The organism is Corynebacterium sp. HMSC072G08 (genome assembly GCF_001809185.1).
GTDB classification, from domain to species: Bacteria; Actinomycetota; Actinomycetes; order Mycobacteriales; family Mycobacteriaceae; genus Corynebacterium; species Corynebacterium phoceense.
Genome location: NZ_KV796422.1, coordinates 215932 through 234881, shown reverse-complemented (window position 1 = coordinate 234881; position 18950 = coordinate 215932). Strand labels below are relative to the sequence as shown.

The following is an 18950-nucleotide window of genomic DNA, read 5'->3' as shown; positions in this document are numbered from 1 at the left end:
GGGTGCGCATGTGCGCACCCGCCCTTTTTTATTGCGTAGCCCTAGAGGCGGAACTGCTTCTGGGCGTTGCTCATCGCGCCGTTGACCTGCTTGAGCATGCCAGTGAGCGCGCCGTTGATGTCCTTGCCGAACTCCGGATTGACCTTGACGAGGGTGCTTGCGAGGCCGATGAGGCCACCGATGACGGACAGGATCAGGTTGATCCAGGCGAAGGCTTCCTTGCCTTCGGGGGAGAGCTCAGCCCACTTGAGCCAGTCCGGCAGCTCGACGGGCTTGTCATCCTTTTCTTTCTCGACGCAGTCCGGCTTGTCGGGCATGCCGGAGGAACCGTAGCCGTTGACGATGCCCAGAGCGAGTTCCTGCGGACCCATGAACGAAGAACCTGCGGTGCCATCCTTGACGGCCTTCTTGTGGGCTTCCTTGGCGGCGTCGACCTCGGCCTGGCACTCCTTGGACAGTGCGGTCTTCGTGGTCTCCGTGCCGTCGGTCTTCTCGCCGTCGGTAGCGGTGCCGTCGGTGGTGCCCTCCTTGCCCTCGCCGCCGGGCTTCACTCCGTCACTTGCTGTGTCCTCAGAGGAACCGGAGTCCTGGGACTGAGCGCTGGAGGCGCCCTGAGACTCGGAGCTTTCGGCGCCAGCGACCGGCGTGACGAGGGCGAGGGCGGTGCTGGTTGCGGCGACCAGCGCGACTGAGAGACGACGTGCGCGCATAAGAATTATTCCTTGGGGTGACGACAGTGCGAACGGAAATGGAACGCACCTGAATCTAGCAGGTTGGGGTGCCTGGCGGGAGGGAATGCCCCCGCCAAGGGGCTTAGTGGCCCAGGGCGGAGTTCAGGGCGTGGCGCAGCGGTGCTGGCAGGAGACGCAGCAGCTTGGCTGGTGCGCCCGGAACTATGCTCACTATGCCCAGGACGGCGGCCAGAGCCGCGGCAACGACGCCGAACGCGGTGCCGACCGAGGAACCGGCGTCGGACGAGGCGGCGGAGCTGCCGGAATCGCCCTGGTCGTCGTCATCGTTATCGGCGTCGGCGGGCACGAGGTCGGTGACCTTAAAGACGGTCGTAGTGCCGGAGACCTCGTTGCCGGAGATGAGAAGGTACTCGCCGTTGGGGGAGTCCTTCTTGTCAACGAAGGTAAGTCCCTCGGGACCGAGGTCGCCGGCGGCCTTCGTGGCCTCGTAGTTCTTGTCGTCGTAGCCCACGGAGAAGTCGCGGTTGTTGACGTAGGTGACGTACTGGGCGTTGCGCGGGTCGGTGACGTCGTAGACGAAGATGCCGCCCACGCGCTCAGCACCGATGAAGGCGTAGGTGCGCTCGCCGACCTTGCCGATGGTGAGAGCCTCGGGCTCGGGCCCCTTGTTATCGGAGCGGTCGTCGGCCTCCGGATCCTCGTTATCCGCGTTGAAGTTGAGGACGCCCTGCTCGTGGAGGCGGGCGGTGATCTCCTCGAAGTCGGAGCCGGAGTCGAAGACGACGTTGCCGGCGGCGTCGTAGATGGAGAAGGAGCGGGAGCCGTAGGCGTAGAACTCGTCGAAGCAGCTCTCCTCCTCGTTCCAGCCGGACGTGGTGGAGACCTTGAGATTGCCGGCGAAGGACGTGTCGTCGAAGCCCTCGGGAAGTTCGACGCCCTCGCAGACCTTGCCATCCTCGATGAGGTCCTTGATCTCGGCCTCGTCGGTGTACACGCCGGAACCGTCCTCGTCGCCCCATTCGCGGGCGTCGCCCTCGTTGGCCGTCGCGAAGTAGGTTTCGCCGCCGGCAGTAAACGCGCCGATGGAGTCCGGCATGGACAGACCCTTGACCGGTAGGGTGCGCAGCTCGATCTTGTCATCCTTGTTGGACGGGTCGATCGGGGTCTTTGAGTGGTCCGCGATAAAAGCCGGGACGACGTCGGTGACGGTCGCCGACGGGATGTCGATGATGGCGATGGCGCCCGCCTCTTGCAGCGACGCGTAGGCGGTATCGCCAACAGAGGAGATGTACTCCGGCTCGAAGTCGGTCGACGGCTTCGAGTCGGCGTCGGAAGGACCGAAGACGCGGATGGCGGGGTCGAGCTCGCCGGCAGCGTACTTCGCGTCGTACGCCTCGAAGCCAGCGGTGCGGACGTCTGCCTGGGTGGGGGCGGCGGCATCGGAAGGCAAGGCGATGACGGACACGGAGCCGGTGGGGTCTGCGACGTAGTCCGTGCCCTCGGCGGTGAGCTCGTTGGACGGCTCGCCCTCGTTGGCGAGCAGGGCGAACTTCCCATCCGCGGTGAGGTGGACGTTATCGGGCAAGGCACCGATGGTGACGCGGCCGAGCTCCTTGCCGGTGGCAGCGTTGAAGAAGAGGGCCTCGCCGTCCTGCGTCTTATCGGCCTGCTGGACTGCGGCGACAGCCAGGCCGTCGGGGCGCACGGCGACGGAGTTGATCTCCTGGTCGCCGCCGGCGGAGACGACGCCGACCTTGTGCGGCGCGGCCGGATCCGAGGCGTCGAGGATGTCGATTTCGCCGGAGTGCGCGTTGACGGCGAGGATGCGCTTCGACGCGGCGTGGAAAGCGACGATCTCCGCGGCGGACTCGCCAAGCACGCCAGAGTCGTAGGCGCCGAGCGGCTCGACCTTGAGCGAGGCGTCGGCAACGGAATCGACGATGGGAGAGGCGACGATGGTGGCTTGGGCCGGAATGGCGGGGACGGTGAGCGTGGTCGCGGCGAGCGTGCACAGGGCGAGAGTGCGGCGGATGGCCATACATGAGCTCCTTGAGAGTACGAGAAATATGACGAGGCAACATCCAAGTGCATGCAGGTAACACAGGGTTAACACAGAGGTAAAAGTGAGATGAAATGCCGGACTAATCGGTCGATCGCTAGGTAATCGCGCGGGCGGCGACCATGGGGTCTAAAATGACTCAGCATGACTAACTCCGCAGTATTCGAGCCCATTCACGCCTCCGATATCAGCCAGGCCCAGGCACGAATTTCCTCGGAGATTGCGCCGACGCCGTTGCAGTACTGCCCGCGACTGTCCCAGGAAACGGGCTGCGAGGTTTACCTGAAGCGCGAGGATCTCCAGGACGTGCGTTCCTATAAGATCCGCGGCGCTCTGTTTTCCATCACGAATCTCACGCCGGAACAGCGCGCGCACGGTATCGTGACGGCCTCGGCCGGCAACCACGCGCAGGGCGTGGCGTATGCCTGCCGGACCATGGGCATCCAAGGCAAGATCTACGTGCCGGAGCCGACGCCCAAGCAGAAGCGCGACCGCATCGTGGTCCACGGCGGCGACATGGTCGAGCTCGTCGTCACCGGCGCGAACTTTGACGAGGCCGCGGCGGCCGCGCATGCCGATGCCGCCGAGCGCGGCTCCATCTTCATCGAACCCTTCGACGCGCGCGACACGATCACCGGCCAGGGCACCATCGCCGCGGAGGTCGTGAGCCAGCTGGCCTCCTTGGGCAAGTCGCTCGACGCCATCGTCGTCCCCGTGGGTGGCGGCGGGCTGCTCTCCGGCATCACGTCGTACCTTGCGGACATGGCGCCGCGCACGGCGATTATCGGCATCGAGCCGGCCGGCGCTGCCTCGCTCACCGCAGCGTTCGCGGCGAACGAGCCGGTGACCTTGGAGTCCGTCGATCCCTTCGTGGATGGCGCGGCCGTCAAGCGCATTGGCGACCTGCCCTTCCAGGTCCTCGAGGCCAACCAAGGGCGCCTGCACTGGTCCACCGTCTCCGAGGGGGCCGTGTGTACGGAGATGCTTGGCCTGTACCAGAACGAGGGCATCATCGCCGAGCCCGCTGGCGCCCTGTCCGTCACGGGCCTGCGCGACCTCAAGCTCACGCCGGATTCCGTGGTCGTGTGCGTCATCTCGGGCGGCAACAATGACGTGCTGCGCTACAACGAGGTCATGGAACGCTCGCTCGTGCACCGCGGGCTCAAGCACTACTTCCTGGTGAACTTCCCGCAAGAGCCGGGGCAGCTGCGCCACTTCCTTACGGAAATCCTGGGCCCGGACGATGACATCACGCTCTTTGAGTACTTGAAGCGCAATAACCGCGAGACGGGCGCAGCGCTCGTCGGCGTGGAGCTGGGCCGCGCGGCTGACTTGGATGGCTTGCTTGAGCGCATGTCGAATTCCAAGATTTCGTGCCAGCACCTGAAGCCGGGCACCTCGGAGTACGACTACTTGGTGGCGTCGCACTAAGTTGCGCCCGCTAGGGTAGGGGCTTATGGATTCTTATGAGCGCCCGGTCGAAGGCGCGCCCGTCGAGCACGAGATTGAGATCAAGCGTTCGCGGTTCATCACGTTGATTGGCCGCGCTCGGGACGAGGCGGAGGCGCGCGAGTTTATCGATGCCGCCCGCGCGCGCTTTCCTGATGCCCGCCACCATTGCTCGGCGTACCTTTACCACGTCGACGCAGCCAACCCGGTGGAGCGTTCCTCCGACGACGGGGAGCCCTCGGGCACGGCGGGCCGTCCCATGCTCGACGTGCTGCGCGGCTCGGGCATGCTCGACATTGTGGCCGTCGTCGTGCGCTACTTCGGTGGGGTGAAACTTGGCGCGGGCGGGCTCGTCCACGCTTACGGCGGCGCGGTGAGTGAGACGCTCGAGAAGGTCCCGCGTGTGACTAGGGCGCTGCGTGAGCTCTATTCCGTCGACGTTGATCATGGTGTGGCCGGGCGACTTGAGGCCGAGCTACGCGGGCGTGGCTATGCGGTGGTGGACACCTCCTATGGCGCGCAAGTGACGTTCACTCTGGCGCTGGAGCCTGGCGGCCAGGAGACACTCGACGCCGAGCTTGCGGCGCTTACGCAGGGCGCGGTGGCATCGAAAGCAGCAGGGGAGCGCTGGGTCGAGCTGGACCGAGCTTGATCGCTCACGGCATGGCTGGAACTACCCGGCGCAGCCGCTTATCGAAGGTAGAATGGCCGGCATGACTATGCAGCGACGCCCCAACAATCCGATTGAGAAGCGCAAGCAAGACGTGCGCAAATACTCCCGCAACGCCGTGATTTCCGTCGCGGCGGGCCTGGGCGGCGGCGTCCTTGCGGCGTGGGTCTTTACACATGGCACGTTCTTCTTCATGATTGGCCTCATCGTCGCCGTTGTGGGCGGCGTGTACAACTGGTCCAAGGTGCGCTCGATCGTCAACCACAAGGACCAGTACTAAGCCGGGGTGTCTCTATGACTCAACCCGATGGAAAGCCCGTCCGCATCGACGCGTGGGTATGGGCCGTGCGCATGTTTAAGACGCGCTCGGAGGCCGCGAATGCGGTGAAGGCGGGACACGTCAAGCTCAACGGCAACGCGACGAAGCCTGCGCAGCACGTCGTGCCAGGCGACCGCGTGCGCGTGTGGCGCAACCACCACGAACACGACTTGGAAGTCCTCGCGACGGTACGCAAGCGCGTGGGTGCGCCGGTGGCGCGCACGTGTTACATCGACCATGCACCGCCGCCCCCGCCCAAGGAGTTCATGCCGGCGCTGCCCGTACGCGATCGCGGCGCCGGACGCCCTACCAAGCGCGAGCGGCGCCAGATGGAGAAGTTCCGCGGCGGGTTCCGCTAGCGTGACGGCTAAGCGCGCAGCTGCTTGAGGCGCCGGTGGAGGCGCTTGCGGCGGTCGCCACGGTCGCCGAGCTCCGCGGTGGCCTCGATGTGCTCCTTGCCAAAGTGCAGAAGCAGCAGGTCGTCGATGAGGCGGACCTGTCCCGGCTTGTAGCGGTAGCGCATGGCCTCGCGTACGCGGATGATGTCGCGCTCATTAAGGAGGGCCTCGAGCTTAGCGAGGGTGTCGATATTGTTGGCCTCGAGCAGCTCGGCGAGGAACCGGATGTGCTCAGAACGCGGGCGGGGGAACGCGTCGCCGAGGAGGACAGCGAGCACGCCAGGAAGCGTTTCGGCGTTGATCTCCACGGAATCTTGCGGGGCGGGGCCGACCTCCATGAGTGCCGCGATGTCATCGAACTGTTGATCCGCGAGCTCGATCAGGCCCGCAGCAAGTGTGAAGAGACGGTCGACTTGGGCCGTGGGCGGCTTGGGGCCCTGCTTGTAGCGGATATCATGCTCGAACTCGGCCCAGGCGTGCTGCAGGACGGTGCGGATTTGCACCTCGAAGGTAAAGCCTTCGTACTCGGCGAGCTCTTCCAGGGAGTCGTTGACCTGCAGGACGAGGTGGTGCGAGCCGTAGCCGAAGCCGCCGGAAATGCGGGTTTCTGCTGCCTTGTCCACACTGCGCAGCACCGTGAAAGAACGCCCCAGGATGTCGATGGCTTGCGGGATAACGGTGGAGTTGAACACGGTGACGCGCGCACCGACGAGGTCATGAATGTCATTCCACGGATCGGGATAAGCCAGGGCGCCGTCCGCGTCGCGCTTCTTTGCCTTCTTCTTCAGCGACGGCCAGCCCTTGACACGCGTGGCGACGCGGTCGTAGACCACGCCGGCGTCATCGAGGACGTCCTCGATGGCTTCGGAAAATTCCGTCGCAGCATTCGGGTGGGTGCGCACCCACTCGTGATAGCGGTTTCCGAGTTGGGAGATAGCATGCTCAGGCACAGTACTGTCCTTTCTCGGGGTCTGGTTGGCGTGCCGTTTTACCCCAGCGAGGTGCCGGGAAGCACGCGAGGGAATCCGTGACACCATAGTAGTGGGGCCAGCGCCGTGGACGGCAACCGGAGTCCAGCGAATGCCGTGGCGCGACCATGGAGACCGTCCGCGTGGTGGGCGGCGAGCCCGCGGAAGATAAAGAGTACGTCGGGTGCCGGCGCGAGATAGACCAGTCCGCCGTGGATGTGGCGGCCGGCGTAGCCCGAGCCCAGTTTCGGCTGGGCGCGCCGGGCAGAGGGAGCGACACCCAATTCCGCAGCGAAGTGCTCGTGCAGGATATTGAAGGTGAGTGGATGCGTGAGCCACGCCGTGATGGGCACGCCCGGCGAACGTACTTGGACTCCGTGCGCCCGGGTATCGAGGACGTCGCGCGCCGGGCGGGATTGGAAGCGGTAGCCTCGCGAGGTGTGCGCCGCGCGCAGCACGTTGTGCGCCGCGGTTGTCCAGGCGTGGTTGACCGTCATGTCCCATTCGGAGAGGGCGCGCAGGCTCACTCCCACGGAGGGGGATTCGCCGAGTTCGGTGAGCCCCGTGCCGCAGCGCAGCTGCATGTCATGGCCAGCGCAGAGGCCGACGGTGGCAACGGAATCGAAGAAACCGTCTTCGCTCAGCCGCGGCCGCGTCGAGACGTTGTGCGGGCGCAGCGCAGGAAAGAGGAGTTCCGGAGCGAGGAGCGGGGCGGAGGTGTGCCTTTCGAGCAAAGAGACGGACATGAGAGAGCCTTTCAGTGCGCAGCCGAAAGAGACTGCGAGAGATACGAGAGTCACTCATATTGGACTGTCCGCATCCCAGAAAGGTTCCCTGAGTCCAGTAAATATCCTGCGCCTACCGGAGGCTGCTGCCTCGGCTTAGAAGGGCGGCTCTTCGTCGAGCCCCAACTCGGCGAGCAGCTTGTCCTTAGGCCAGAGCTGGATGTCCTGGCCCTTGGCGATGAGCTCCTCAGCCTTCTTCTCCTTGGAGGTCTTCGTGGCCCACGTGCCGAGAACGAGGATGGTCGTCTTCTTCGTCACGGACTTTGCAGCCTGGCCGCCGCGCTCGGCGATGCCATTCCATAGTGTTCCCTTGTCGAAGGGATCAAAGTCGCCGGTGAGCGTGACATGCTGGCCAAAGAGCGGACCGTTCGGGTCCGCGTCCTCGTTGGGCTCGGGCACGGTATTCGGCGTCGCGACGGCATCCCACGGAGCCGGGCGGTTGCGGGAGCGCTTCTCCGCCTTCTCACGCGCGGCGTGGGAGTCAGCGGAAGCAGCAGAGGAGAGCGCGCCATCGAGATCGAAGAGCGCAGCCTCGTTGGCAGCGGAGGGCGTGGTTGCGCCACGGTGGCGCGTCTGGTCACGGAAGTCGGTACCGGCGCCGAGATCGGCCGGGGAGGTGGGCGCGGTGCGGGCACGCAGCACCGGCATGACGGCGTCGTTGGTGAGCGTGCCCAGGGCGAATTCGCGTGTGCGGAAGAGGCCCTGGATATCGCCAGCGTAGCCGAAGGCTTGGGCCAGACCGGTGATGATGAGGCCAGCGGCGCGGGCGTCCTCGGTCGCGTCGTGGTGGCGAAAGCGCGGTGCGCCCACGGCGGCGGCCATGGTGGGGAGCTTGTGGTTGGGCACGTCGATGCGACCCGCCTTCGAAGCGTCGCGCGAGAGCGCCAGCGAGCAGGCAAGCGTGATGGCGGGCAGCTCTACGCCCGCAGCGGCCGCGCCGACGCGCAGTGCAGTCGAGTCGAATTGCACGTTGTGCGCCACGAAGACGTCGTCGCCGAGGAACTCGAGCATCTCACCCAGCGCCGTGGCGAAGGACGGGGCGTCCTTGACATCCTCCGGCGTGATGCCGTGGATGCCAATGTTGAACTCGGAAAAGTCCTCCATGCCGGGCGGGGGCGTGCACAGCCACGAGCGGGATTCGACCTCGAGGCCATCGCGGAAGCGGACAGCACCGATGGCGCACACGGAACCCCAGTTGTCGTTGGCGGTTTCCACGTCGATGACGGTGAAGTCCAGGCCCTCGACGGCGACGCCGGCGGTAGGCACCTCGCCGTGGCGGACTGCATCGATGAGCGAGGCGGCATCGGCAGCCGGGGTCGTGGTGCCGGTGCGCGGGGCAAAGCGCACGGTGAAGGTTTCCTGCGGGGTGACAAGGCGCAGGGCGCCGAAGGCGGCGGGGCCAGGCTCGGTGGACTCCACGGACTGGAGGTCCTCGAAGGCGACAACCTCGCGCGCGGGCGCACCAAGGGAGGCGGCCAGCTGGGAGCGCAGGATGACCGCGGAGGTGGGCGTGAGCTCTACGGTTGCGCCGTGGGCATAAATGGTGGGAGTGCTAGGCGACGTCACGGAACTTCGGTCTTGGCCTTTCTAATCCTCGTCGAACTGCGGGGGCTCGACCTGTTTGAGCACCATCGTGGTGCGGTCCTGACACGTCAGCGTACCGCCCGCCTCAATGAAGGTGTCCTCAGCGGGGTAGCCACCAGAATCGGCCGTATCGACCATGAGCTTCCACTTGCCGCCCAACTCGCGGCCCGGCAGGGTGAACTCGATGTCGCCGTCGTGCGCGTTGAAGATGAGAATGAAAGAATCATCCTTGATGGGCTGGCCGAACTCATCCGTCTCCGAAATGGCGGAGCCATTGAAGTAGACCATGATGGCGCGGCCGAAGTCATGGTCCCAGTCGTCCTGCGTCATGAGCTTGCCGGACGGCACCATCCACGCGATATCGCGGTCGCGGACGTCGGAGCCCAGGGGGCCGCCGGTGAGGAAGCGCTGGCGGCGGAAGACTGGGTGCTTGCTGCGGATCCCCAGCACGCGCTTGACGAAGCCGAAGAACTCTGAGTTCTTATCCAGATTGAGCATGGACCAGTCCATCCATGCGAGCTCATTGTCCTGGCAGTACGCGTTGTTATTGCCGTTTTGGGTGCGGCCGAACTCGTCGCCATGGCAGATCATCGGCGTGCCCTGGCTAAGCAGCAGCGTCGTAATGAAGTTACGCTGCTGGCGGCGGCGCAGCTTGCGAATATCGTGGTCCTCCGTGGGGCCTTCCACGCCGCAATTCCAAGAACGGTTATGGGACTCGCCGTCACGGTTGTCCTCGCCGTTGGCCATGTTGTGCTTCTCGTTGTAGCTCACTAAATCCTTGAGCGTGAAGCCGTCATGCGCCGTGATGAAGTTGATGGACGCCGTGGGGCGGCGGCCGTTGTTGGCGTAGAGATCGGACGAACCGGTAAGACGCGAGGCGAATTCGCCCAGGGTGGCGGGCTCGCCGCGCCAGAAGTCGCGGACCGTGTCGCGGTACTTGCCGTTCCACTCACACCAGATGGGCGGGAAGTTGCCCACCTGGTAGCCGTTGTGGCCGATATCCCAGGGCTCGGCGATGAGCTTGACCTGGCTGACCACCGGGTCCTGCTGGACCAAGTCGAAGAAGGTCGCGAGCTTGGAAACGTCATCCAATTCGCGCGCGAGCGTGGAGGCGAGGTCGAAGCGGAAGCCGTCGACGTGCATCTCCGTGACCCAATAGCGCAGCGAATCCATGATGAGCTGCAGCGAGTGCGGGTGACGGACGTTGAGGGAGTTACCGGTGCCGGTGTAGTCCATGTAGTGCGCCTCGTCGCCCTCGACGACGCGGTAATACGCCTTGTTGTCGATACCGCGGAAAGCGATGGTGGGGCCCAGGTGGTTGCCCTCGGCCGTGTGGTTGTAGACCACATCGAGGATGACCTCGAGGCCCGCGGCGTGAAGGCTGCGCACCATGGACTTAAACTCGGCGACGATTTCGCCCGGCTTATTCGCCATGGCGTAGTCCGCCTGGGGGGCGAAGAAGCCAAAGGTGTTGTAGCCCCAGTAGTTACGCAGGCCGATAGCGCGCAGACGATCATCTTGGAGGAACTGGTGGACCGGCATGAGCTCGACCGTGGTGATGCCTAGGTCCTTGAGGTAGTCGATCATCGCGGGGTGGCCCATACCCGCGTAGGTGCCGCGCATGGCCTCCGGGATGTCCGGATGAGTCATAGTCATGCCCTTGACGTGCGTTTCATAAATGACCGCTTCCTCATCCGGAACATTGGGGCGGTGGTCGCCCTGCCAGTCGAAGAAGGGGTTGATGACAACGGAGAGCATGGTGTGGCCGAGCGAGTCATCCTCATTGCGCCCGGTCCCGGCAGGCTCGGCGTGGATGTCGTAAGAATACAGCGAGGCGTCGCCGTCGAACTCGCCCTGGAACGCGCGGGCGTAGGGGTCGACGAGGAGCTTGGAGGGATCGCAGCGCAGGCCGCGTTCCGGTGCGTATTCTCCATGGACGCGGTAACCATAAGCCTGGCCGGGGCCAACCTCGGGGAGGTAGGCGTGCCACACGTGGGCGTGGACTTCCTTGAGCTCGACGCGGGTTTCTTTGCCGCGTGGATCAATGAGGCACAACTCGACTTTCGTTGCGGCTTCGGAGAAGATTGCGAAGTTGGTGCCCGTGCCATCAAACGTGGAGCCCAGCGGATAGGGCTGGCCCGGTCTCACAGTAAAAGTCTCAGTCATAATGCACCAGAATAATGGACTAGCGCGCGCCTAGCCCACTGATAACGATTCCCACGCCCCGCAAGAGATCGTTTGCACCTTCAGGAACGCGTGCGTCCTGCGACTCAGTCATACCATCCGCGGGCTCAGTGTCTGCGGCTTCCGATGCCCCCGTGGCTTCCGCGAGCTGCGTGCGTGCCTGTTCCATGGTGGCTGAGCCGAGCACCAGGTAAATAATGGCGTGGGCGCCAGTAAGCAACTCTTCCTCCGGTGCGGACGACGTCGCGCGGACCGCGGCGACGAACCGGTCTACGAGCCGTTCCCACGTGGCATTGCCAGGCTGGGACAAGCCGGCGGAGGTGACCTCGGCGCCATCGCGGTGGGCAAGCAGACACCGGCGTAGGTCGAGCGCGAGGGCCGTGGGGGTCTCTCCGTCGATCGGTGCGACGATGGCCTCGGCGATGGCGGCGATGAGCGCCTGCTTGTTCGCGATGTGCCAATACAACGCGCCGGGGGCGACGCCAAGCGTCGTGGCGACACGGCGCATGGTCATGTCGGCCAGACCATAATCATCCAAAAGCTGGAGAGCGGTGTCGATGATCGTTTCGCGGTTTAAGTGCACGCTTGCCCATTCTAGACAGCAGCTCGACGGCGAGGGGAGAACCCGAGTGTGGACAGGTGCGTGCGGTGAGCCAGCGATCCATAAGCTCTTCCCTCAGGTTTCACAGGGAACTTTGAGGTTGTCTCCACTATTAACCAATGAACCGATTGATAGACTACTCACGTCACGCCGCGAGTGCGGCGCGCTCTCATGCAGTAACACTGTCACCCTCACGAGCGTGTGGAGCCAGGTTTCTCCTTCCCAGCTAGGGAAGGGAAACTGATACCCTACGGCCCTGCGCCCGTGTCAGTGCGCTGTGAGTGAATACAATTCTTTTACACGTCTGGAGTCATTTTGTCCCTTCGAACCCCCGCCATGAAGTCCATTGCTGCCCTCGCCCTTGTTCTGCCCCTGACATTGGCAGCGTGCGGTAACGACGAGGAGGCGGACAACGCCGCTACCGGCTCGACGACGGCTAAGACGACCGCGACTTCGAAGGAAGCTCCGTCTGAGAGCGCCGCCCCGTCGTCTGAGGCTCCCTCCGCGGAGAAGCCGAAGGAAGAGTCCGCTGCGCCGGAGGAGGACAACAAGCCGGCGGAGGGAGATAACGCTGAGGCTGCACCGTCCACCCTGGTCAACCCGTTCGAGAACGGCGCCGCTGCTGAGGCCACCACCTTCGCTCCGGTCGAAGGCGATGCTGGTGATGACGCGACGAAGGAAACCATCACCAACCTCATCAACGGCACCTACAAGCAGCAGGATGTGCGCTCGCTGGCGCAGTACACCCGCGATAACACATGTGCCCGCGTGATCAACGAGAATCAGCAGGTGGGCCCCAACGGCGAGCAGCTTTCGCTCGCCAACCTGGACCTGTCTCAGTTTGATAACCTGCCGGCAGACCAGAAGGCCATCCTGGAGCCGTACAACCAGCAGATTCGCGACAACTTCTCCAAGACGACCACGGACATCCAGGACGTGCGCGTCAACGGCAACACGGCCTCGGCCAACGTGACCGTCAACAGCCCGGCGGGTTCCGAGACCAACACCATGATCTTTGAAAACGAGGGCGGCGCCTGGAAATTCTGCAACCCGGCGTCCTAATCGCACACGTGGCTTACGCTATCTTCGCGCGGGCAGAGTAGGCTACAAGGCCTATGATTACTCGCGGTACTCGGGTTCGACGCCCGTCCATACCCCGCACCGTCGGTTTCGGTGCGGGGTTGCTTGCATGTGCACTCGTGGCATTCTCGGCTGCTGGCGCCGTGTGGGGGCACTTCCGGCCGGTGCTCACCGGACATGAGGTGGATGGTGGCGGCTACGCGGTCGAGACCCTCGCCGATATCGAGTTCGGTTCCTTCGTCTGGTTCGTTCTCCTCACTGGACTTGGGGGAGTGCTCCTTGCCCTCGGGGCCTATCTGCGCGGCGCACGCCAGCGCGGGTTAGGCATGTTGCTGTGGGTCGGCGTCGCTGCCCTCGCGAGCGCGGTGGCGTTCTATTACGCCGGCTCCCTCACAGCAACGCACCTGCCCTCCGAGCCCGGGGAGACGGTCCAGTGGACCCCGCCCATGCAGCCCGACATCGGGTGGGCCGCGGCGCCGTTTATGGCGATGTTTGCCTACTGGTCTGCGGCGTTTATCAGCGCGGACGTCGACTGGGAAGACGACGCCCCAGACACCCCAGGGGAAGTGAGCGCCGAGCCGTCCGAGCCCTGAACTCAGAGCCGAAGCCGCCCCAGGCCTGATGCTCGGCGATAATCGGCTCGAGCCGCCGCGCGGTGGGCGTAAGCGCGTACTCCACGCGCGGCGGGGAACTCGGGGTAGACCTCGCAGATCACGAGCCCATCGTCCGTGAGCTCGCGCAGCTGCCGGGTGTGTGTACGGTCCGAGACCTCGCCCCCGCGGCGTCCCGCAGCTCGCTGTAGCGTAGTGGCTTGTTCGCGTCGAGCAGAGCCTGAATGAGCGTGACCTTCCAACAGCCGCAGATGAGCATCATCGCCGTTTTGAACGGGCAGCCTTCCATCGCGCGCACTGTGAGGCTTCGCATGTGACTTACGCTACACAGCACGCGCTCCCAGTGAGGCCACTCTGCGAGGCTTATTCGGCCTGCGGGGTTGTGCCGTCCTCGCCGCGTTCGTCTTCCTCTGCCGCGTCCTCGGCCTTTTCCGCTTCATCATCCGTGAGACCCAAGTCGAGACCCATCTGATTGGGATCGACGGGACGCTCGACGTAGTCCTCGTCTTCCCACTCCTCCCAGTCCTCGTCGACCCAGTCCTCATCCTCGGCGGGGTCGTCTGCAGTGTCCGAGTCCGCAGCGAAGAGCTGGATGGCGTCTTCCGCCTCCTCCGTGCGGGTGATTTCCGGCAGCTGCGGCGCGAGCAACGGCGCGAGCTGCGGCTCCAGGGACTCGAAAGAGATGTAGGCACCGTGGACCGCGGTGTGCACGGCATAGCGCAGCTGGGCTGCAGTCATGCCGTTGCCAATGAGCCAGTTGCGGGCGAGCGAGACCTGCACCTCGTCCTCGTGGACGGTGGCGCTGGCAAGCAGCCAGGCATCACCCGCGTTATAGTCATCGAGCACCGCCGAGATGGCGAAGAGCTGGGAGAGCTCCCCTTTGTCCTGGGAGAACGTGCGGATGGTGAGCCAGCGGCCATCGTTGATGATGCGGAAGAAAGTCCACCTACCTTCGATCCGGCAGCGTACGGTCATCTCGTCCTCGGAGACCTGCGTGTGCACGATGCCTTCCGCGCTGAGCGCCGCGCGAATGCGGTCCGCCGTGACGGGTAGGGGAGTTGTGGTGGGGGCCTCGCCCATGGCCTCCGCGTAGCCGTCAGGCGGACCGACGACCTCGGGGACGGCTTCGCTCAGTTCGCGCACCGCATCCACCATCGTGCTGATGGCGGTGTCGAGGAAGTCGCGCAGCTGCGCGTCCGTGACCCACGCTTCCGCGTCGAGCGACGCACGCAGATGGGTCAGGAGATAGCCGCGCTCCGTGACGGATGTGTAGGCCACGGGCACCATGCGGCGCGTGTTCATGTCGTTGATGGTTTGTGCCAAGTATCCAGCCAGACGCGGATCAACGCTCGCGTTGAGGGTGCCTTTGACGAGGAGTACCTCGCCCCACTTTCCGGCCAGGGCGATGAGGACGTTGAACTTAGACAGGCGGAAGGTAATCTCCGCCTTGTCCGCGTCGCTCTTGAAGTGGTCAATGAGCGCGTCGACGACGTCTACGACGCGGTCGAAGGTTAACGGGCGAGCCGTATCCGTGGTCGCGGGGAAAGCTACTGAAGAAGAATCGGGGGTCATTGAGACCGCCTCCTTGAATGTCGTAGGGGTAGTGGAGGGGAGAATTAGGGGTTTCTCCCACGGCAGCTACACTAAGCGACCCCCTCGACACGAGCCCCGGTTATATCGAAAGTATTCGAACACTGTCGAACGTTCTCGAACACCGTCGAACACTCTCGCACAGGCCGGGCTAATGCGCGTTAGGGCCAGGAGACGGGCGATTGCCCGGAGACTTCTTTGGAGATGTGGTCTACGCCGTGGAGCATGGTCTTGAGCGCGGTGCCCAGCGTGGAACGCAGCTGGCGGTCTGTCATGCCGGCGGCGACGGTCACGGCGAGGTCGAGACGAATCTGCAGGCCGTCCACGTTGCTGTGGCAATAGGCCACTGGTGAGTCAGACATGCGGTTGAAGTCATTGCACACGAGGAAGGCGCGGAGGAACTCCGAGCCGGGGAGATCCGGGTCCCAGTGCCCCTTAACCACGAGGGACGGACCATTGTCGAGGACGAAGGCGAAGAGGACCTCGTTAATCCAGGCGTAAATGGCCTTGCCTTCGGTAGCGTCGGTTCGTTGGAGTTTGTCAATGCCGATGGACGCGAGCGACGCGGCGATACGGTCAGTGTCCACGGCGTAGGCCTGGTTATCGAAGGCATCGTCCGGTTCAGACGCGAGTCCCTCATCGCGCAGCGTTACCGGCGGGGTGAGCGTGACGGTAGGGAAGCGCTCCACGAGCTTGTGCACAAAGGCCGAGGCGTTATCGATGGCCTGATCCGCGGCGGCGACGAGCTGTTCGTCCGTCATGCCCTGGCGCCCATCGATGACCGTGGTTCCCGTTATTCCGACCTCGTCCGTGCTGTCGAAGTTGAGCACGAGCGTGGGCGTGAGACAGTCGTGGTTCCAGTCGTTGACGAGCTCCGCGGCGTCGCGCAACGCGTCGAAGCTCAGCGGAGTGTGGTGCGTGGTCGTCACGATGTATTCCGGGGATTCCGGATCGCCCTCATCCGGCTCAATGGTGGTGGTTGCAATCGAGCCATGGTCGAAGACAAGGAGCGTGGGCTTCTGGGTAATGGCGCTATGTCCGGCGAGCCGTGCCGCGCGAGCAAGTCGTGCGAGGGTCACAGGGCGTGCGGCCTTCGAGTTATTCACTGCGGTCACCTCCCGAGGTGATGGGGCTCAAAATCAGGGGAGCCGAAAGGAGAAATCGGGCAAATCCCCAGCTGCCCACGAGTCTAACCCGTAGGCTAGGGTGCTGTCCGCAGTTTCGGTCATTCGATATGGGGCTACCCGGTGGAATGGACGATTATCTGTAGGGGTATAAAAATAGGTACATTACATAAATTCACATTCGCTGGTCGCGGGAGCTTCCCGCGGCCGAAGGATATGAGAGGACGTCTCGTGCTTCAGGTCACCGACATGCGCGGAACCACCATGACCACAGCGGCTGTGCGCCGCGCCCTGCCCCGCGGCGGCACGGATGTTGCCGCCGTCCTCGACAAGGTCCAGCCTTTGGTCGACGCAGTGCGCGACGGCGGCGCTGCCGCGGCGCTCGACTTTGGCGAGAAATTCGACGGCGTACGCCCCGCTACGGTGCGCGTGCCCGCGGAAGAACTCGCCAAGGCTGCCACAGAGCTGGATCCTGAGGTCCGCGCCGCCATTGAGGAATCCATTGCCCGCGTGCGCAAGGTCCACGCGGAGCAGAAGCCGGAAAACCACACCACGGAGCTCGCGCCGGGCGCCACCGTCACGGAGGTCTTCGCGCCCATCGAGCGCGTGGGTCTCTATGTCCCGGGCGGCAAGGCGGTCTACCCGTCTTCCGTCATCATGAATACGGTTCCGGCCCAGGAAGCTGGCGCCTCGACGCTCGTCGTGGCCTCCCCGCCGCAGAAGGACTTTGGTGGTCTGCCGCACCCCACGGTGCTGGCCACCTGCTACATCCTCGGCGTCGATGAGGTCTGGGCCGTCGGTGGCGGCCAGGCCGTCGCCCTTCTTGCCTACGGCGACGATAACCCGGCGGAGGAGGAACCCCTTGAGCCCGTCGACATTATTACGGGTCCCGGCAATATCTTTGTCACTGCTGCCAAGCGTCTCGTGCGCGGCGTCGTCGGCACCGACGCGGAAGCTGGCCCGACCGAGATCGCTATCCTTGCCGATAAGACGGCTGACCCGGTCTTCGTGGCCTACGACCTCATCTCGCAGGCCGAGCATGATCCCATGGCGGCGAGCGTCCTCATCACGGACTCGCAGGAGCTTGCCGATGCCGTCGAGGCCGAGGTGTCTTCCCGCTATCAGGTCACCGCGAACTCCGAGCGCGCCGCAGAAGCCCTGCGCGGCCAGCAGTCCGGCATCGTCCTCGTCGACGACCTCGAGGCCGGCATCAAGGTCGCTGACGCGTATGCCGCGGAGCACCTTGAAATCCACACTGCCGACTCGCGTGCGGTCGCCGAGCGCATCAAGCACGCAGGCGCCATCTTCGTGGGTTCCTACTCGCCGGTGCCGCTGGGCGACTACATGGCAGGCTCTAACCACGTGCTGCCCACCTCTGGTTCCGCACGCTTTAGCGCAGGCCTGTCCACGCACACTTTCCTGCGCCCGGTCAACCTCATCGAATACGACAAGGATGCGCTGGGCGAGATCGCAGACAAGATCGTCCACTTCGCCAACGCCGAGGCCCTGCCGGCCCACGGCGAGGCCATCCGCGCCCGCTTCGCGCATTAACCCGCCCCGCATCGCACCATCTACCGACGCGGGGTACTCGGCAACGAGCACCCCGCGTTACGCCTTAGTCGCACACCCCGACTCCCAGAGAAGGACCCCATCACCATGACCGCGAACGCAACGAACGAAACCTCCGCTTCAGGTATCACGCTCGAGGACCTGCCCCTGCGTGACGAGCTGCGCGGCAAGTTCGCCTACGGCGCCCCGCAGCTTACCGTCGCCAACCAGCTCAACACGAACGAGAACCCCTACCCGCCGTCCCAGGCACTCGTCGACGATCTCGTCGCCGAGGTTGCTCGCTTGGCCACGACGCTCAACCGCTACCCGGAGCGCGACGCCGTCGAGCTGCGTCGTGACCTGGCCGCGTACGTCTCCGAGCAGACCGGTGTCGAGGTGAGCTACGAGCAGGTGTGGGCCGCTAACGGCTCGAACGAGGTGCTCCAGCAGCTCCTCCAGGCTTTCGGTGGCCCGGGCCGCACGGTGCTCGGCTTCCAGCCGTCTTACTCCATGCATCCCATCCTCGCGGCGGGCACGCAGACGCAGTTCCTCAACTGCCCGCGTGACGAGAACTTCCGAATTGATCTGGATGCGGCACTCGCCGCCATCGCGAAGCAGCAGCCTAATATCGTCTTCATTACGACGCCGAATAACCCGACGGGTGACGTCACTCCGCTCGAGGACATCGAGAAGCTCATTGATGCTGCGCCGGGCATCGTCATCGTCGACGAGGCCTACATGGAATTCTCGGACTCGCCGTCGTCCACGACGCTGCTGGCGAAGTACCCGACGAAGCTCGTGGTTTCCCGCACGATGTCGAAGGCCTTCGACTTCGCTGGCGGACGCCTGGGCTATTTCGTTGCGCATCCTGCGTTCGTCGAGGCCGTCATGTTGGTGCGTCTGCCGTACCACCTCTCCGTCCTGTCCCAGGCGGCCGCGCGCGTGGCGCTGCGCCACAGCAAGGACACGCTGGGCACGGTGGCCAAGCTTGCCGTGCAGCGTGACCGCGTTGTTTCCCGTCTTGAGGAGCTCGGCTATGAGGTCGTGCCCAGCGAGTCTAATTTCGTCTTCTTCGGTCGCTTCGCGGACCAGCACGAGGTGTGGGAGGAGTTCTTGAATCGCGACGTGCTCATCCGCGACGTGGGGGTGGACGGCTTCCTGCGAACAACCATCGGCCTCCCGGAAGAAAACGACGCGTTTCTCTCCGCCGCGCAGCAGCTCACCGGCTACATCACGCCGCGCAGCTAGCCCGCTGTTCGGCTCCACTCCACTTCGACGAAAGCTATCC

At 64.5% G+C, this 18950-nt stretch carries 17 protein-coding genes and 1 pseudogene; 8 read left to right on the top strand and 10 right to left on the bottom strand.

The features are described from left to right. Positions 1-41: 41 nt before the first annotated feature. Together HMPREF2559_RS06725 and HMPREF2559_RS06720 are read right to left on the bottom strand one after the other, a co-directional pair. Positions 42-710, bottom strand: coding sequence for a hypothetical protein (locus HMPREF2559_RS06725; RefSeq protein WP_070539997.1), 669 nt, complete (start codon positions 708-710; stop codon positions 42-44). 103 nt (positions 711-813) lie between these two features. Next, entirely contained in the window at positions 814-2730 is a 1917-nt protein-coding gene (locus HMPREF2559_RS06720; protein ID WP_070539994.1) for a choice-of-anchor I family protein, read from the bottom strand. A 165-nt stretch (positions 2731-2895) separates the two neighbouring features. On the opposite strand from HMPREF2559_RS06720, the gene ilvA reads away from it, so the two are divergent. From ilvA to HMPREF2559_RS06700, 4 genes are all read left to right on the top strand, one after another. Beyond that, a complete protein-coding gene (ilvA, locus tag HMPREF2559_RS06715; RefSeq protein WP_066487129.1) occupies positions 2896-4182 on the top strand; it encodes a threonine ammonia-lyase IlvA in 1287 nt (428 codons plus the stop codon). A gap of 25 nt (positions 4183-4207) precedes the next feature. After that, on the top strand, positions 4208-4852 hold the full coding sequence (locus HMPREF2559_RS06710; protein WP_066510172.1) for a YigZ family protein: 645 nt from the start codon (positions 4208-4210) through the stop codon (positions 4850-4852). Positions 4853-4913: 61 nt separating this feature from the next. Then, the gene (locus HMPREF2559_RS06705; protein ID WP_066487265.1) at positions 4914-5150 is read left to right on the top strand and encodes a hypothetical protein; all 237 of its coding nucleotides are present in this window, start codon (positions 4914-4916) and stop codon (positions 5148-5150) included. Positions 5151-5164: 14 nt separating this feature from the next. Further along, a complete protein-coding gene (locus HMPREF2559_RS06700; RefSeq protein WP_066487127.1) occupies positions 5165-5548 on the top strand; it encodes an RNA-binding S4 domain-containing protein in 384 nt (127 codons plus the stop codon). Between the two features lie 8 nt (positions 5549-5556). Here the strand turns inward: HMPREF2559_RS06700 and HMPREF2559_RS06695 are convergent, their stop codons facing one another. The 5 genes from HMPREF2559_RS06695 to HMPREF2559_RS06675 all read right to left on the bottom strand — a co-directional run bounded on the left by HMPREF2559_RS06695 (position 5557) and on the right by HMPREF2559_RS06675 (position 11691). Continuing rightward, positions 5557-6537, bottom strand: a complete 981-nt coding sequence (locus HMPREF2559_RS06695) for a GTP pyrophosphokinase (RefSeq protein WP_066487126.1) — start codon at positions 6535-6537, stop codon at positions 5557-5559. A gap of 38 nt (positions 6538-6575) precedes the next feature. Next, entirely contained in the window at positions 6576-7301 is a 726-nt protein-coding gene (locus tag HMPREF2559_RS06690; protein ID WP_066487124.1) for a hypothetical protein, read from the bottom strand. A 135-nt stretch (positions 7302-7436) separates the two neighbouring features. Next, complete coding sequence (locus HMPREF2559_RS06685; RefSeq protein WP_233423580.1) at positions 7437-8906, bottom strand: exonuclease domain-containing protein; 1470 nt, start codon at positions 8904-8906, stop codon at positions 7437-7439. Between the two features lie 21 nt (positions 8907-8927). Continuing rightward, a complete protein-coding gene (glgX, locus tag HMPREF2559_RS06680) occupies positions 8928-11090 on the bottom strand; it encodes a glycogen debranching protein GlgX (protein WP_066510177.1) in 2163 nt (720 codons plus the stop codon). Between the two features lie 19 nt (positions 11091-11109). Continuing rightward, positions 11110-11691: a TetR family transcriptional regulator gene (locus HMPREF2559_RS06675; protein ID WP_066487118.1), complete on the bottom strand. Its 582-nt coding sequence runs from the start codon at positions 11689-11691 to the stop codon at positions 11110-11112. A gap of 354 nt (positions 11692-12045) precedes the next feature. Between HMPREF2559_RS06675 and HMPREF2559_RS06670 the strand changes: the two genes are divergently transcribed. Further along, positions 12046-12771 carry a hypothetical protein gene (locus HMPREF2559_RS06670; protein ID WP_070539991.1) on the top strand — a complete coding sequence of 242 codons (726 nt, stop codon included), beginning with the start codon at positions 12046-12048 and terminating at the stop codon, positions 12769-12771. 137 nt (positions 12772-12908) lie between these two features. Continuing rightward, a complete protein-coding gene (locus HMPREF2559_RS06665) occupies positions 12909-13382 on the top strand; it encodes a hypothetical protein (protein ID WP_068802199.1) in 474 nt (157 codons plus the stop codon). Here the strand turns inward: HMPREF2559_RS06665 and HMPREF2559_RS13495 are convergent. The 3 genes and pseudogenes from HMPREF2559_RS13495 to HMPREF2559_RS06655 all read right to left on the bottom strand — a co-directional run. Then, positions 13306-13479: pseudogene (locus HMPREF2559_RS13495) on the bottom strand (winged helix-turn-helix transcriptional regulator); the annotation flags it as partial. The gene HMPREF2559_RS06665 and the pseudogene HMPREF2559_RS13495 overlap by 77 nt on opposite strands. 284 nt (positions 13480-13763) lie before the next feature. Beyond that, entirely contained in the window at positions 13764-14972 is a 1209-nt protein-coding gene (locus tag HMPREF2559_RS06660) for a YbjN domain-containing protein (protein ID WP_070539989.1), read from the bottom strand. Positions 14973-15151: 179 nt separating this feature from the next. Continuing rightward, a complete protein-coding gene (locus HMPREF2559_RS06655) occupies positions 15152-16096 on the bottom strand; it encodes a YbjN domain-containing protein (RefSeq protein ID WP_066487102.1) in 945 nt (314 codons plus the stop codon). A gap of 249 nt (positions 16097-16345) precedes the next feature. Between HMPREF2559_RS06655 and hisD the strand changes: the two genes are divergently transcribed. Both hisD and HMPREF2559_RS06645 read left to right on the top strand, forming a co-directional pair. After that, entirely contained in the window at positions 16346-17665 is a 1320-nt protein-coding gene (hisD, locus tag HMPREF2559_RS06650; protein WP_066487093.1) for a histidinol dehydrogenase, read from the top strand. A gap of 105 nt (positions 17666-17770) precedes the next feature. Further along, a complete protein-coding gene (locus HMPREF2559_RS06645) occupies positions 17771-18910 on the top strand; it encodes a histidinol-phosphate transaminase (RefSeq protein ID WP_070539986.1) in 1140 nt (379 codons plus the stop codon). Positions 18911-18950: the final 40 nt, after the last annotated feature.